The organism is Streptomyces albidicamelliae, assembly GCF_025642175.1.
Taxonomy (GTDB): domain Bacteria; phylum Actinomycetota; class Actinomycetes; order Streptomycetales; family Streptomycetaceae; genus Streptomyces; species Streptomyces albidocamelliae.
The window spans coordinates 6,564,841-6,578,499 of the sequence record NZ_CP106795.1; the positions used below are offsets into that span (position 1 = coordinate 6,564,841).

12 protein-coding genes are annotated in these 13,659 nt (G+C 71.7%); 9 read left to right on the forward strand and 3 right to left on the reverse strand.

Translation table 11 applies throughout. The features are described 5' to 3' along the window. The first annotated feature begins 498 nt into the window (after window positions 1–498). The 7 genes from N8I86_RS29690 to N8I86_RS29720 all read left to right on the forward strand — a co-directional run bounded on the left by N8I86_RS29690 (window position 499) and on the right by N8I86_RS29720 (window position 8,102). Entirely contained in the window at window positions 499–1,485 is a 987-nt protein-coding gene (locus tag N8I86_RS29690) for a class I SAM-dependent methyltransferase (RefSeq protein WP_123440146.1), read from the forward strand. A gap of 291 nt (window positions 1,486–1,776) precedes the next feature. Continuing rightward, window positions 1,777–2,775 carry a PLP-dependent cysteine synthase family protein gene (locus N8I86_RS29695; RefSeq protein WP_263279113.1) on the forward strand — a complete coding sequence of 333 codons (999 nt, stop codon included), beginning with the start codon at window positions 1,777–1,779 and terminating at the stop codon, window positions 2,773–2,775. Then, entirely contained in the window at window positions 2,775–3,773 is a 999-nt protein-coding gene (locus tag N8I86_RS29700; RefSeq protein ID WP_073897134.1) for a DMT family transporter, read from the forward strand. Before N8I86_RS29695 ends, N8I86_RS29700 begins: the two co-directional genes overlap by 1 nt. 45 nt (window positions 3,774–3,818) lie before the next feature. Beyond that, window positions 3,819–4,466 carry a class I SAM-dependent DNA methyltransferase gene (locus N8I86_RS29705; protein ID WP_263279114.1) on the forward strand — a complete coding sequence of 216 codons (648 nt, stop codon included), beginning with the start codon at window positions 3,819–3,821 and terminating at the stop codon, window positions 4,464–4,466. Between the two features lie 229 nt (window positions 4,467–4,695). Further along, complete coding sequence (gene metK / locus N8I86_RS29710) at window positions 4,696–5,922, forward strand: methionine adenosyltransferase (RefSeq protein WP_123440150.1); 1,227 nt, start codon at window positions 4,696–4,698, stop codon at window positions 5,920–5,922. Between the two features lie 125 nt (window positions 5,923–6,047). Next, a complete protein-coding gene (locus N8I86_RS29715; protein ID WP_263279115.1) occupies window positions 6,048–7,031 on the forward strand; it encodes a carbohydrate kinase family protein in 984 nt (327 codons plus the stop codon). A gap of 156 nt (window positions 7,032–7,187) precedes the next feature. Continuing rightward, window positions 7,188–8,102: a HipA family kinase gene (locus N8I86_RS29720; RefSeq protein WP_073897845.1), complete on the forward strand. Its 915-nt coding sequence runs from the start codon at window positions 7,188–7,190 to the stop codon at window positions 8,100–8,102. A 99-nt stretch (window positions 8,103–8,201) separates the two neighbouring features. On the opposite strand, the gene aceB is transcribed toward N8I86_RS29720, so the two are convergent. Next, complete coding sequence (gene aceB, locus N8I86_RS29725) at window positions 8,202–9,827, reverse strand: malate synthase A (RefSeq protein ID WP_263279116.1); 1,626 nt, start codon at window positions 9,825–9,827, stop codon at window positions 8,202–8,204. A gap of 184 nt (window positions 9,828–10,011) precedes the next feature. Continuing rightward, window positions 10,012–10,620 carry a nucleotidyltransferase family protein gene (locus N8I86_RS29730; RefSeq protein WP_263279117.1) on the reverse strand — a complete coding sequence of 203 codons (609 nt, stop codon included), beginning with the start codon at window positions 10,618–10,620 and terminating at the stop codon, window positions 10,012–10,014. 143 nt (window positions 10,621–10,763) lie between these two features. Here N8I86_RS29730 and N8I86_RS29735 point away from each other — a divergent pair, with 143 nt between their 5' ends. Continuing rightward, on the forward strand, window positions 10,764–11,078 hold the full coding sequence (locus tag N8I86_RS29735; protein WP_073897121.1) for a DUF5955 family protein: 315 nt from the start codon (window positions 10,764–10,766) through the stop codon (window positions 11,076–11,078). Window positions 11,079–11,243: 165 nt separating this feature from the next. Here N8I86_RS29735 and N8I86_RS29740 read toward each other — a convergent pair whose 3' ends face one another. After that, window positions 11,244–12,038 (reverse strand): IclR family transcriptional regulator, encoded by a 795-nt coding sequence (locus tag N8I86_RS29740; protein ID WP_123440155.1) that lies wholly within the window; start codon window positions 12,036–12,038, stop codon window positions 11,244–11,246. Between the two features lie 273 nt (window positions 12,039–12,311). Between N8I86_RS29740 and allB the strand changes: the two genes are divergently transcribed. Beyond that, window positions 12,312–13,652 (forward strand): allantoinase AllB, encoded by a 1,341-nt coding sequence (allB, locus tag N8I86_RS29745; RefSeq protein ID WP_263279118.1) that lies wholly within the window; start codon window positions 12,312–12,314, stop codon window positions 13,650–13,652. Window positions 13,653–13,659 lie beyond the last annotated feature (7 nt).

Below are 13,659 nucleotides of genomic sequence, written 5' to 3' on the forward strand. Positions count from 1 at the left end.
CGCCGACGGCGCTGCTACGGAACGACCCCCTCCGGCGCCGTCGGCCCGTCCTCCGCGGCGCCGTGCGGGGAGGCCGGAGGCGCGCGGGGCCCGGGGACCGGGGCCCGCGCTGGCGATCGCGGAACGGGCGCCCGCGTCCCGCCCGGCATCACTCGCACCGCGCCGTGCCACGGCCGAAAGGGTGACGGTATGGCGCGAATTCGTGGCACCGCGCGGCCGGCGGAGGAATCGGAACAGGCCGGATGCGTGCCGTGTGCACCGGAGTTGCCTGTCGAGAGGCAACAGGGCAACCCTGTACAGCCTCGGTGACGGCTGGCGATAGTGAAATCACTTCCACCGCAGGAATGCCGTTCCTGAAGAGCGGATCGGCAGGAGGGCGCGGTCACCGCCCATTCCTCGCCGCGGGCCGGTTCGTACGGCCGTCGGCCTCGTTCCGCGCCGGTCGAGCCCGGAAGTTCTCGCAGAAGTCGCGCTGCCGTCACACCGAAGGAGAACCAGATGAGTACGCAGATCGCCCATGCCGAACTGGTGCTGTCGCCGGGTGAGTTCTTCGAGATCGAGGATCCCGCCCGCATCAGGTCCTCCCTGGGGCTGAGGCTCTCGGACCATTCGTACCTTCCGAAGGCGGACGAGCCGCGGGCCGACTGGGTCGCGAGCGTCGCGGTCCCCGCCTTCAAGACCCTGGCCGAGATGGGCTTCCTCGCCCCGCGCTTCTGCACGATCGGCACGGGCGCGGGCCTGGACGTCCTGGCCGCCGTGGAGATCCTGAAGGCGCGCCACGTCGGATTCACCGACCTCCACGAGGACGTCGTCGCCTGTGCGAGGGCCAACATCGAGGCGAACCTCCTGGCGCGGGACGTGGAACTGGTCGCGGGCGCCGGCGACCTGCTCGCCCCGCTGGCCGGGAAGCTGTCGCAGCTCGACGTGGTCTACGAGAACCTGCCCAACATCCCGATGGCACGCAGCGCCGACCTCGACGACGGCCAGACCAGCTCGACGTTCATCGCCGAGCGCGACGAGGAGATCCCCGGCTTCGCCGAGAAGAACCTCGTCACCCTGCACTACCTGGCGCTCCAGCAGGCCCACCCGGCACTCCGGGTCGGCGGCCGGGTGCTGTCCTCGATCGGGGCCCGTATCCCGCTGTCCGAGATCCTCGCCCTCTCCGGTGCCGCCGGCTACAACGGCAGCATCCTGACGTACACCTGGAAGGTCCAGTCCGAACCGGACGAGGTCGTCGGCGGCTTCGCCCGCTGGGAGGGGGAGGGTCTCGGCCCCTTCCACTTCTATCCGGTGCCCGTCCTGCGGGACGCCTTCGCAGGACTGTCCCCGGCCGGCGCGGGCGCCCGGGCCCTGGGGATCGAGCAGGAGCTCGCCCCGCACGCCATCACGGCCGCGGACGCCCTGCGCCTGGTCGAGCAGGGGGAGAAGGTCGGGCACACCGTGGCGATCCTCGACTCCGTCAAGATCCCCGGCTCCGCCCTCTGAGCAGCACCGGGCGCACCACCGGCGCGGCGGCGTACGCCTCAGGGGCGGACGCGAGCGGGATCGCCACGCACCCCCTGCCCCACCCCGAAGGCCTCGGCCCCACCCAGTGCAGGCGCCGTACCCCGGGCAGGACCCGCGCCCCGGCCAGGACCGGTACGTAGGCACGGCTCGTCCCCGGCCAACGCCCACTCGGCCAACGCCCACTCGGCCAACGCCCACCCCGGCCAGGGCCCAGCCGGCCGGAGCACACCCCGGGCCGCCCTCTTCGGAAGTGATCACTAAGGATTCGGGATGGATATCCAGTCGTTCATCGGCAAGACACCCCTCGTCGAGCTGAAGACCTTCGACGTTCCGGCCGACGTGCGGATCCTCGCCAAGGCCGAGTTCATGAATCCGGGCGGCAGCATCAAGGACCGGATCGTCCGGTACATCGTCGACGACGCCGAGCGCCGCGGGCTGATCGCACCGGGGGCGACCATCGTCGAGAACACGTCGGGCAACACCGGCGCGGCCATCGCGATGCTCGCGGCCACGCGCGGCTACCGCGCGGTCCTGACGATGCCCGACAAGGTGAGCAAGGAGAAGCAGGACGCCCTGCGCGCCATGGGGGCGGAGGTGGTCGTCTGCCCCACCTCGGCGCTCCCGGACACGCCGGACCACTACGTGACGCGCGCGAGGACCCTCCACGCCGCCACGCCGGGCTCCTTCATGCTCAACCAGTACGACAACCCCCTCAACGCGGAGGCCCACTTCCGTTCCACGGGCCCGGAGATCTGGGACGCCCTCGGCGACGCGGTGACGGCGTTCGTCGCGTCGGGGAGCACCGGCGGCACCATCTCCGGCACCTCGCGCTACCTCAAGCAGCGGAAACCGGACGTCAGGTCGGTCCTGCTGGACCCCGTCGGCTCCGTCTACCACCGCTACTTCCACGAGGGTGTCATCGACCCGGGTCAGATCGCGCCGTACTTCGTCGAGGGCGCCGGCGAGGACCACCTCGCCCGGTGCATGGACTTCTCCACGATCGACGAGGTGCTCCGGTTCAGCGACGCCGACGCCTTCGCCACCTGCCGGCACCTGGCCCGCCGCGAAGGACTCGTCTGCGGCGGGACCGCGGGCGCGAACGTGTGGGGCGCCGTGCAGGTGGCCCGGTCGCTGTCCGGCCCGGCGACGGTCGTCACCGTGCTCCCGGACAGCGGCAGCAAGTACCTGTCCAAGATCTACAACGCGGACTGGCTCACCCGGAACGGGTTCGAGACCGGTGAGGTCCGTGCACTGGAGCCGACTCTGTAATGGGTAGTACACAGAAGAACGTGATGGCCGCGCTGACGGCGGCCCTGCTGTGGGCCACGGCGTTCGTCGCCCCGGCCGCGGTCAAACCCGCGAGCGAGCTGCTGCTGGTGACCGGCCGGTACTCCCTGTTCGGCCTGTGCGGTCTCTACGTGCTGATCAGGAGCCGCAAGCAGCTCAAGCTGATGCCGCTGCGCCGGATCCTCTTCGGGCTGTACATCGGATTCGTCGGCTACTTCGTCTTCTACATCTGCGTGTCCTACTCGGCGACCGCGGGCAGCGGCTTCATCACCGCCGTGGTGGTCGGGGCGTCGCCCATCACCATCGCGCTCGCGGGGAACTTCGCCGAGAAGCGGATGTCCTGGAGCCAGCTGATCGCCCCGGTCGTCCTCATCCTCGCCGGCATCAACCTGCTCAGCGTCACCGACTTCGTCCAGGGCAGGAGCGAGGATGCCGGGAACTCCATCCTCGGGATCGCCCTCGCCCTCGGCGCGATGCTGACGTGGTCGTACTTCGTGGTGCGCAACGCCCAGTCCCAGCGCACCTGGGAGACCAAGCCCGACCCCACGATCTGGGCCGCCCTCGTGGCGATGGGGGCCGGGGGCGCGTCGATGGTGCTGCTGCCGTACGCGATCGCCTCCACCCCGGAGGAGACGTTCAGCCCGTACCCGCTGTTCAAGATCATCACGTGGTGCGTCTTCCTGGGCGTCATCGGTTCCTGGTGGGGGACCTACATCTGGGTCAAGGCGGCACAGGGAATTCCGGTGCCGCTGGTCGGCCCGCTCCTCGCCACGGAGACCATCTTCGGGGCGATCCTCAGCCTTCCGGTGGAGCAGCGGACCCCCACCTGGACCGAAATCGCCGGCGCCCTCTGCATTCTCGCCGGAATCTCCGTCTACATGGTCTTCGACGTGAGGAACGTCCGCTCGAAAGAAGCCCTTTCCGCCCCCGACGAATCCGACGCGGACGCGGTCCCCGCGACCACCCGCGCGAGCCGGTGAGAAAAGCGCCACACATGTCCAGTTGACCCTCAAGGAAGGAAAATCATGAGCAACTCCTTCGCGAACATAGCCAATTCGCATGTGTTCTTCGACGACGCCACCGGACTGAAGAGCTACTACGAGGACTGGGCGACCCGGTACAACCAGGATCTCGCCGACCAGCAGTGGGTGGCGCCCCGCGTCGCGGCGAACCTCGTCCACCTGCTCGCCTCCGCCTACGGACCGCCGCGGACCACCGTCTTCGACGCCGGCTGCGGCACCGGCCTCGTCGGCGGTTTCCTGCGCACCCTCGGCGACTACGTCGTCGACGGCGTCGACCTCTCCGAGCAGATGGCCGCCGAGGCCGCCAGGACCCACGCCTACCGGAAGGTCTACGGCGGGGTGGACCTGTCCTCCGGCCGCCGCGACGAGCGCCTCGACGTGTACGACATCGTGGTCAGCAGCGGCGTCTTCACGCTGGGCCACGTCCGTCCGACGGCACTCCTCACGCTCTTCGAGTACGCCCGCCCCGGCGCCCTGGTCGCGGTGTCCACCCGCGGCAGCTACGCCACGGAGACCGGCTTCGAGGACTTCGCCCGCTCGCCCGAGGTGACCGGCCGGGCAGCGCTGGAGCTGACCCTCAGGAACGCCAACTACATCGCGGAGGAGGGCGCCGACTACTGGGTGTTCCGCAAGGCCCCGGCCACGCGGTGACACGGGGCGGGAAGGCGCCCGTACGAAAGGCGCCGCCGCCGTCACGGACCGCACCGGCCGGTGGCGCCCGCCGCGACGGCGGACGGGCGCACCCGGCGGGGCGGGGCACGGCCGGTCCGCTCCGCCCGCCCGGCGCGCCCGGCAGCGCACGGGACGCCGGACCGAAGGCGCACCCCGCACGTGACGCGACGTGCCGTCACGTGCCCATCCCTCACCGTCCTGGAGTGTCATGTCCCGCAGCCTGTTCACCTCCGAGTCCGTCACCGAAGGACACCCCGACAAGATCGCGGACCAGATCAGCGACGGCATCCTCGACGAACTGCTCCGTCAGGACCCCGCGTCGCGCGTCGCGGTCGAGACCCTGATCACCACCGGCCAGGTCCACGTCGCGGGCGAGGTGTCGACCTCCGCCTACGCCGACATCGCCACCCTGGTGCGGCAGAAGATCCTCGACATCGGCTACGACTCTTCCGCCAAGGGCTTCGACGGAGCGTCCTGCGGGGTGTCGGTGTCGATCGGCGCGCAGTCCCCCGACATCGCGCAGGGCGTCGACACCGCGTACGAGCAGCGTGTCCGCGGCGCCTCCCAGGGGGAGGACGAGGACGAACTCGACCGGCAGGGCGCGGGCGACCAGGGCCTGATGTTCGGCTACGCGACGGCCGAGACGCCCACCCTGATGCCGCTGCCGATCGATCTGGCCCACCGGCTCGCGCGCCGCCTGGCCGAGGTCCGCAAGGACGGCACCGTCCCCTACCTGCGCCCGGACGGCAAGACCCAGGTCACCATCGAGTACCTGGGCAGCAGGCCGGTCCGCCTGGACACCGTCGTCGTCTCCTCGCAGCACGCGGGTGACATCGACCTGGACGGCCACCTCGTCCCCGACATCCGCACCCATGTCGTCGACCACGTCCTCGAACGGCTCGCGGACGACGGCATCGAGCTGGCCACCGGCGACCACCGCCTGCTGGTCAACCCGACCGGCCGCTTCGAGATCGGCGGCCCGATGGGCGACGCGGGACTGACCGGCCGGAAGATCATCATCGACACGTACGGCGGCTACGCCCGGCACGGCGGGGGCGCCTTCTCCGGCAAGGACCCGTCCAAGGTGGACCGTTCGGCCGCCTACGCGATGCGGTGGGTCGCCAAGAACGTCGTCGCCGCCGGGCTGGCGGAGCGCTGCGAGGTGCAGGTCGCGTACGCGATCGGGAAGGCCGAGCCGGTCGGTCTGTTCGTCGAGACCTTCGGCACCCACGCGGTCGCCGTCGAGAAGATCGAACAGGCCGTCACCGAGGTCTTCGACCTCCGCCCGGCCGCGATCATCCGCGACCTCGACCTGCTCCGCCCCATCTACTCCCGGACGGCCGTCTACGGCCACTTCGGCCGCGAACTCGCCGAGTTCACCTGGGAGAGCACCGACCGCGCCGACGCACTGCGCAAGGCCGCGAAGACCGCCTGACGGACGGCGCGCGGTCCCCCTCCCGGGCCGCGCGCCGCGCCCCGGAACGCGCCGGCCACCGAAGCCGCCCCCGCACCGCCCCGGCCCCGGCTTCGCCCCGGCCCCAGCCTCAAGGAGTGCTGCCCATGCGTATCGCCGTGACCGGTTCGATAGCGACCGACCACCTGATGGTGTTCCCCGGCCGCTTCGCGGAACAGCTGCTCGCGGAGCAGCTGGAGCGGGTCTCCCTGTCGTTCCTCGCCGACCGGCTGGACGTGCGCAGAGGGGGAGTCGGCGCGAACATCGCCTTCGGCCTGGGACGGCTCGGCCTCGCCCCCCTGCTGATCGGTTCGGCGGGCGTCGACTTCGCCGAGTACGGCGCCCGGCTCGCGGCGAACGGCGTCGACACGTCCGAGGTCCGGGTCAGCGAGCGCCTGCACACCGCGCGCTTCGTGTGCACCACCGACGACGACCAGAACCAGATCGCCACCTTCTACGCCGGTGCCATGGCCGAGGCGGCCCGGATCGACCTGGCCGGCGTGGTCCGCCGGCACGGCGCGCCCGCGTTCGTCCTGGTCGGCGCCGACGACCCCACCGCCATGCTGCGCCACACCGCCACGGCCCACCGGCTCGGCGTCCCGGTCGCCGCCGACCCCTCCCAGCAGCTCGCCCGTCTCACCGGCGAGCAGGCCCGCGAACTCGTGGACGGCGCACGCTGGTTGTTCACCAACGAGTACGAGGCCGCGTTGCTGCACGAGCGCACCGGCTGGACGGAGCGGGAGCTCCTCGGCCGTATCGGCACCTGGATCACCACGCGGGGCGAGGCGGGAGTGTCCCTGCGGGGAGCGGACGGCGTCACGCTGCGGGTCCCGGCCGTGCCCACGGACAGGATCGCCGACCCCACCGGCGCCGGGGACGCCTTCCGCGCCGGATTCCTCGCCGGCGTGGCCTGGGGCTGGCCGCCGGAGCAGGCCGCCCGGCTGGGCTGCGCACTGGCCACCACGGCCCTCGAATCGGTCGGCACCCAGGAGTACGAGCCGACCGCCCCGGACCTGATCGCCCGCATCGACCGGACGTACGGCACGCACGCAGCGCGCGCCAGCGAACCGCGGCTGGTCCGCGTGCCGTGACCGTCGGGACCGCCGGCCCCACGGCGTCCGTCCCGGCACCGAGGAGCGGGGCCCGGTCACCGGTCACTATGCTCACTTCCGGGAGGCCTCCCCGGATTGCACCGCGTCGAAGCTGGCCGTGAAATAGAAGGTAATCGACCGGTGGGGCCCTGGAAGATGATGCGAGCGGTAACCGCGACCCGCTACGTCGAACCTCTGCGCTCCGGTGGTTCCGTCCCCGGTGTCGTGGAGGCCGACGACCTCGGCACGTACGTCGTGAAGTTCACCGGCTCGGCGCAGGGCCACAAGGCGCTGGTCGCCGAGGTGATCGTCGGCGAGCTCGCCCGCGCGCTCGGGCTGCGCTTCCCCGAGCTGGTCCTGGTGCGCTTCGACCCGGCGATCGCCGCCGGCGAGCCGCACCAGGAGGTGCGGGACCTGCACAGCGCGAGCGCCGGGGTCAACCTCGGCATGGACTATCTCCCGGGCGCCCGGGACCTCACCCCGGACATCGCGAAGGTCTTCCCGGTGGATCCGCTGGAGGCGGGACGGATCGTGTGGCTGGACGCGCTGACGGCCAACGTGGACCGCACGGTGCACAGCTCCAACCTGATGGTCTGGCCCACGTCCGGCACCGTGCCCCCGCGCCTGTGGCTCATCGACCACGGCGCCGCGCTGGTCTTCCACCACCGCTGGGACACCACGACCCCCGGCAGGAAGTACGACTTCCGCCACCACGCCCTCGGCCAGTACGGCCCCGACGTCCGCGCCGCCGACGCGGAGCTGGCGCCCCGCGTGACTCGGGAGCTGCTGCGCGCGATCGCCGCCGAGGTGCCGGACGCCTGGCTGGCCGAGGACGCCGGGTTCGCCACCGCCGACGACGTCCGGGACGCCTACGTCGACTACCTGCTGGCCCGCGTCCGGCTCTCGCCCCAGTGGCTGCCCACCGACTTCCCGAGCGGTGCGGAGCTCGCGGCCGAGGAGGCCGCCCGCGCGGCGAGGACGCAGGCGGCCCGCCCGGACTGGCTGAAGCGGGTGCCCGACCTGCACGGCAAGCCGGCGGCGGAACAGGACTGGTCGGCGCACCTCGGCTGACCCGCCGCGCGCTCGCGTCCGGATCGGGTGCGCGTACGCGACCGAGCGGCCCGGGGAGTCCCTGGGCCGCTCGGTCGCGCGGACGGGCCGGTGTGCGGCTCAGCCGCGCAGTTGCTCGTACGCCGGCAGGGTGAGGAAGTCGGCGTAGTCCTCGTCGAGGGAGACCCGCAGCAGCAGATCGTGGGCCTCCTGCCAGTGGCCGGCCGCGAAGGCCTCCTCGCCGATCTCCTTGCGGATGGCGTCGAGTTCCTCGGCGGCGACCTTGCGCGCCAGCTCCGGGGTGGCCCGGTCGCCGTTCTCGAACTCGACGCCCGCGTTGATCCACTGCCAGATCTGGGAACGGGAGATCTCGGCGGTGGCCGCGTCCTCCATCAGGTTGAAGATGGCGACCGCCCCGAGCCCGCGCAGCCAGGCCTCGATGTAACGGATGCCGACCTGCACGGCGTTGACGAGACCGGCGTACGTCGGCTTCGCCTCCAGCGAGTCGACGGCGATCAGGTCGGCGGCCTCGACGTGGACGTCCTCGCGCAGCCGGTCCTTCTGGTGGGGCTTGTCGCCGAGGACCCGGTCGAAGGACTCCAGGGCGATCGGCACCAGGTCGGGGTGGGCGACCCAGGAGCCGTCGAAGCCGTCGTTCGCCTCGCGGTCCTTGTCGGCGCGGACCTTCTCGAAGGCCACCTTGTTGACCTCGGCGTCGCGCCGCGACGGGATGAAGGCCGCCATGCCGCCGATCGCGTGCGCGCCGCGCTTGTGGCAGGTGCGCACGAGGAGTTCGGTGTACGCCCGCATGAACGGGGCGGTCATCGTCACCGCGTTGCGGTCCGGCAGGACGAACCTGGCCCCGCCGTCACGGAAGTTCTTGACGATGGAGAACAGGTAGTCCCAGCGGCCGGCGTTCAGCCCGGCGGCGTGGTCGCGCAGTTCGTAGAGGATCTCCTCCATCTCGTACGCGGCCGTGATCGTCTCGATCAGGACGGTGGCGCGCACCGTGCCCTGCGGGATGCCGACGTACTCCTGGGCGAAGACGAACACGTCGTTCCACAGGCGGGCCTCGAGGTGCGACTCGGTCTTGGGCAGGTAGAAGTACGGGCCCTTGCCGAGGTCCAGCAGGCGCTGGGCGTTGTGGAAGAAGTACAGGCCGAAGTCGACGAGGGCGCCGGGGACGGCGCGGCCGTCGGCGTCGACGAGGTGGCGCTCGTCCAGGTGCCAGCCGCGCGGGCGCATGACGACGGTCGCCAGCTCCTCGTTCGGGCGCAGGGCGTAGGACTTGCCGGACCCGGGGTCGGTGAAGTCGATGCTCCGGGTGTAGGCGGCGATCAGGTTGAGCTGGCCGAGGACGACGTTCTCCCAGGTGGGCGCGGAGGCGTCCTCGAAGTCGGCGAGCCAGACCCGGGCGCCCGAGTTGAGCGCGTTGATGGTCATCTTGCGGTCGGTGGGGCCGGTGATCTCGACGCGCCGGTCGTTCAGCGCGGCCGGGGCCGGGGCGACCTGCCAGGAGTCGTCCGCGCGGATGGCGGCGGTCTCCGGGAGGAAGTCGAGCGTGGAGGTGCGGGCGATCTCGGCGCGGCGCTCGGCCCGGCGGGCGAGGAGTTCGTCACGGCGCGGGGTGAACCGCCGGTGCAGCTCCGCCACGAAGGCGAGCGCGGCGTCCGTGAGGACCTCTTCCTGCCGGGGCAGGGGCTCGGCGTCGACGATGGCCAGCGGGGACGGCGCTGGTGCGGACATGAGCTGTCACTTCCTTCAGCGGTGGCACCGGGTGCCTAGTGGCACGAACAGGACGAACCGCGCCAGCTGTGCGGCCAGGCGCTTCTGAACAGTGGATAGTAGTTTCCTCATCGTGGAACTTCAATGGTTTGTTGATGTCGAGATTCTCTGAGTCGAGGCAAGGTGGCGCCCGGTGCCACCCCGCTCACTCAAGGTGGCGCAGGTCGGCCGCGGTGTCGATGTCGTACGGCTGGGCCACGTCCGCGCACTCCACGAGCCCGACCGAGTTCGCGTGTTCCTTCAGGTAGGCGCGCGCCCCGCGGTCCCCGGTGGCGGTCGCCGCGATGCCCGCCCAGTGCGCGGACCCGAAGAGCACCGGATGCCCCCGCCGCCCGTCGTACGCGGCCGAGACCAGCGAGGTCTCGTCCTCGTACGCGCCCAGCACCCGGGCCACCGCGGCGGGGCCGATGCCGGGCTGGTCCACCAGGCTCACGAGGGCGGCGCGCACGCCCGTGCCGGCGAGCGATTCAAGACCCGCGCGCAGGGACGTGCCCATGCCCTCGGCCCAGTCCGGGTTCTCCACGAGCACGCAGTCGTCGAGCTCGGCGCGCTTGCGCACGTCGTCCGCGCCGGCGCCCAGGACGACGTGGACGCGTCCGCATCCGGCCGCGCGCAGGACGCCCACCGCGTGCTCGACCAGGGGCCGCCCCCGGTGCTCCAGCAGTGCCTTGGGCCGCCCGCCGAGCCGCCGGCCGCCGCCGGCGGCGAGCAGCAGCCCGGCGACATCCCCCCGATGATCCTGGTTGTGCGTCATGGGTCCTGCATACCCGACGACGGCGGAAGCGTCCTGATTTCCGGCGCCGATTCCGTTGGGCTGAATTTCGGTCCGCGCTGTGGCGCTCCCGTTCGGGGTGGCGTTTACTGACCCGCGCACGTCGGCGTGTCTGGGGGAGGGCTGTGTTGCGGAGCTTGGGGCAGAGGCCAGTGACCGGCAGCGACGAGGACCCGAGGGTGGCGGAACTCCATACCGCCGTCTCCCGGCTGCGCCGCGAACTCGCCGCGCTCCCCACCGACTTCCCCGACCGGGGCATAGCCGAGGACGAACTGGCCTCCCTCGCGGCCATGGCCTCCGGCGGCACCCCGGAGACGCTGCGCCTGCGCGGCAGCCTGTTACTGATCGCGGCGGCGATCGGCTCGGTGAGCGCACTGGCGAGGGCACTCAGGGGCGTACGAGAAGCGGTCGACCTCTTCGGCGAACCCCCACGGACGTGACACCGGGTACGGGTGCCGGTCCGAGCGCGGCCGGTCGCCAACGACGCCCTCGCGGGGCCCCTGGCTGCCGCCGTGCGAGCGGCCGGGGTGGCTAGCTCCACCACATCGGAGGTCTTCGCCATGTTCAAGACCCACCGGTGTCAACAACGCTCGTGATCAATACACCTACGCGCCCGAGCTGGCCAGGGCCTGGGAGAGTTCGACGGCGATCTGCTGGAGCACCGGCACGATCTTGTCGGTCGCGGCCTCGGTGACCCGCCCGGCCGGCCCCGAGATGGAGATCGCCGCGGCCGTCGGGGAGTCCGGCACGGACACCGCCAGGCAGCGCACCCCGATCTCCTGCTCGTTGTCGTCGACGGCGTACCCGGCCTGCCGGACGTCCTCCAGCGCGGCGAGGAACCCCTCCGGCGTGGTGATGGTCTTCTCCGTGGCGGCCGGCATGCCCGTACGGGACAGCAGCGCGCGCACCTCGTCGTCCGGGACCCCCGCGAGCAGGGCCTTGCCCACCCCGGTCGAGTGCGGCAGGACCCGCCGGCCGACCTCCGTGAACATCCGCATCGAGTGCTTCGACGGCACCTGTGCCACGTACACGATCTCGTCGCCGTCGAGCAGCGCCATGTTCGCGGTCTCGCCGGTCTCCTCGACCAGCCGGGCCAGGTAGGGCCGCGCCCACGTGCCGAGCAGCCGGGACGCCGATTCGCCGAGCCGGATCAGCCGGGGGCCGAGCGCGTAGCGCCGGTTCGGCTGCTGGCGGACGTACCCGCAGGCGACCAGGGTGCGCATCAGCCGGTGGATGGTCGGCAGCGGCAGCCCGCTGGTCGCGGACAGCTCGCTCAGGCCGACCTCGCCGCCCGCGTCCGCCATGCGCTCGAGCAGGTCGAAGGCGCGCTCCAGGGACTGGACCCCGCCTGCGGAGGAGGATTTGGCGGAGTCGGTGGTGCTGGCGCTGGACGTCGGCACGGCGCGTTCCTTTCGGGACTGGCGGGAGGGCAGAAGCCTACCCGGCGGCCGGTTGACTGCCCGCTTGTACGTAGCTACGTTCTGCTTGCTGGAATTCTAATTCCGCTTTGTGGAAACGTCTAGAGTGGACGCGGGGGACGTACTGCCCAGAAGTGTGCCCCTTGACGGCGCGGTGGCGGGAGTGAAGACTCCTTCAACAGAACGTTGAAATCCGTTACGTAGGTGTACATCCCGTTTCCTGGACGTACAACAGCGGTACAGAGAGGGGTTCGGGTGTCCGACGCTGAACTGGTGCTGCGCTCGACGCGCGTCATCACCCCCGAAGGGACGCGGGCCGCGACGGTCACCGTGTCCGCGGGGAAGATCACCGCCGTCCTGCCGTACGACGCCGAGGTCCCGGCCGCGGCCCGGCTGGAGGACGTCGGCGACCACGTCCTGCTGCCCGGCCTGGTCGACACCCACGTGCACGTCAACGACCCGGGCCGCACCGACTGGGAGGGCTTCTGGACCGCCACGCGCGCGGCGGCGGCCGGCGGCATCACCACCCTGATCGACATGCCGCTCAACTCCCTCCCGCCCACCACGACCGTCGACCACCTGCGGATCAAGCAGGACGTGGCCCGGGACAAGGCGCACATCGACGTCGGCTTCTGGGGCGGGGCGCTGCCCGACAACGTCAAGGACCTGCGCCCGCTGCACGACGCCGGCGTCTTCGGCTTCAAGGCCTTCCTGTCCCCGTCCGGCGTCGACGAGTTCCCGCACCTCGACCAGGACCGGCTGGCCCAGTCCCTGGCGGAGATCGCCGGGTTCGACGGGCTGCTGATCGTGCACGCCGAGGACCCGCACCACCTGGCCGCCGCCCCGCAGCACGGCGGCCCCAGGTACGCCGACTTCCTCGCCTCCCGCCCCCGCGACGCCGAGGACACGGCCATCGCGAGCCTCGTCGCGCAGGCCCGGCGGCTGAACGCGCGCGTGCACGTCCTGCACCTGTCCTCCAGCGACGCGCTGCCGCTGATCCGCGCCGCCCGCGCCGACGGCGTCCGCGTCACCGTGGAGACCTGTCCGCACTACCTCACCCTGAGCGCCGAAGAGGTCCCGGACGGCGCGAGCGAGTTCAAGTGCTGCCCGCCCATCCGCGAGGCCGCCAACCAGGACCTGCTCTGGGAGGCCCTCGCCGACGGCACGGTCGACTGCGTCGTCACCGACCACTCGCCCTCCACCGCCGACCTCAAGACCGACGACTTCGCCACCGCCTGGGGCGGCATCTCCGGCCTCCAGCTGAGCCTGTCCGCCGTCTGGACCGAGGCCCGCAGGCGCGGCCACGGGCTGGAGGACGTCGTCCGCTGGATGTCCACGCGGACCGCGGAACTCGTCGGTCTCGACGGCTCCAAGGGCGCGATCGCCCCCGGCCGGGACGCCGACTTCGCGGTCCTCGCCCCCGACGAGACCTTCACCGTCGACCCGGCCGGCCTCCAGCACCGCAACCGGGTCACCGCCTACGCCGGCAAGACCCTGTACGGCGTCGTCAAGTCCACCTGGCTGCGCGGCGAGCGCATCGTCGCCGACGGCGAGTTCACCGCGCCGAAGGGCACGCTGCTCGCCCGCCCCCAGTGAGCCACCC

Excerpts from the sequence above, each read along its gene's own strand:
- N8I86_RS29690 (WP_123440146.1), top strand. The coding sequence starts at position 499 with ATGAGTACGCAGATCGCCCATGCCGAACTGGTGCTGTCGCCGGGTGAG.
- N8I86_RS29695 (WP_263279113.1), top strand. The coding sequence starts at position 1,777 with ATGGATATCCAGTCGTTCATCGGCAAGACACCCCTCGTCGAGCTGAAG.
- N8I86_RS29700 (WP_073897134.1), top strand. The coding sequence starts at position 2,775 with ATGGGTAGTACACAGAAGAACGTGATGGCCGCGCTGACGGCGGCCCTG.
- N8I86_RS29705 (WP_263279114.1), top strand. The coding sequence starts at position 3,819 with ATGAGCAACTCCTTCGCGAACATAGCCAATTCGCATGTGTTCTTCGAC.
- metK (WP_123440150.1), top strand. The coding sequence starts at position 4,696 with ATGTCCCGCAGCCTGTTCACCTCCGAGTCCGTCACCGAAGGACACCCC.
- N8I86_RS29715 (WP_263279115.1), top strand. The coding sequence starts at position 6,048 with ATGCGTATCGCCGTGACCGGTTCGATAGCGACCGACCACCTGATGGTG.
- N8I86_RS29720 (WP_073897845.1), top strand. The coding sequence starts at position 7,188 with ATGATGCGAGCGGTAACCGCGACCCGCTACGTCGAACCTCTGCGCTCC.
- aceB (WP_263279116.1), bottom strand. The coding sequence starts at position 9,827 with ATGTCCGCACCAGCGCCGTCCCCGCTGGCCATCGTCGACGCCGAGCCC.
- N8I86_RS29730 (WP_263279117.1), bottom strand. The coding sequence starts at position 10,620 with ATGACGCACAACCAGGATCATCGGGGGGATGTCGCCGGGCTGCTGCTC.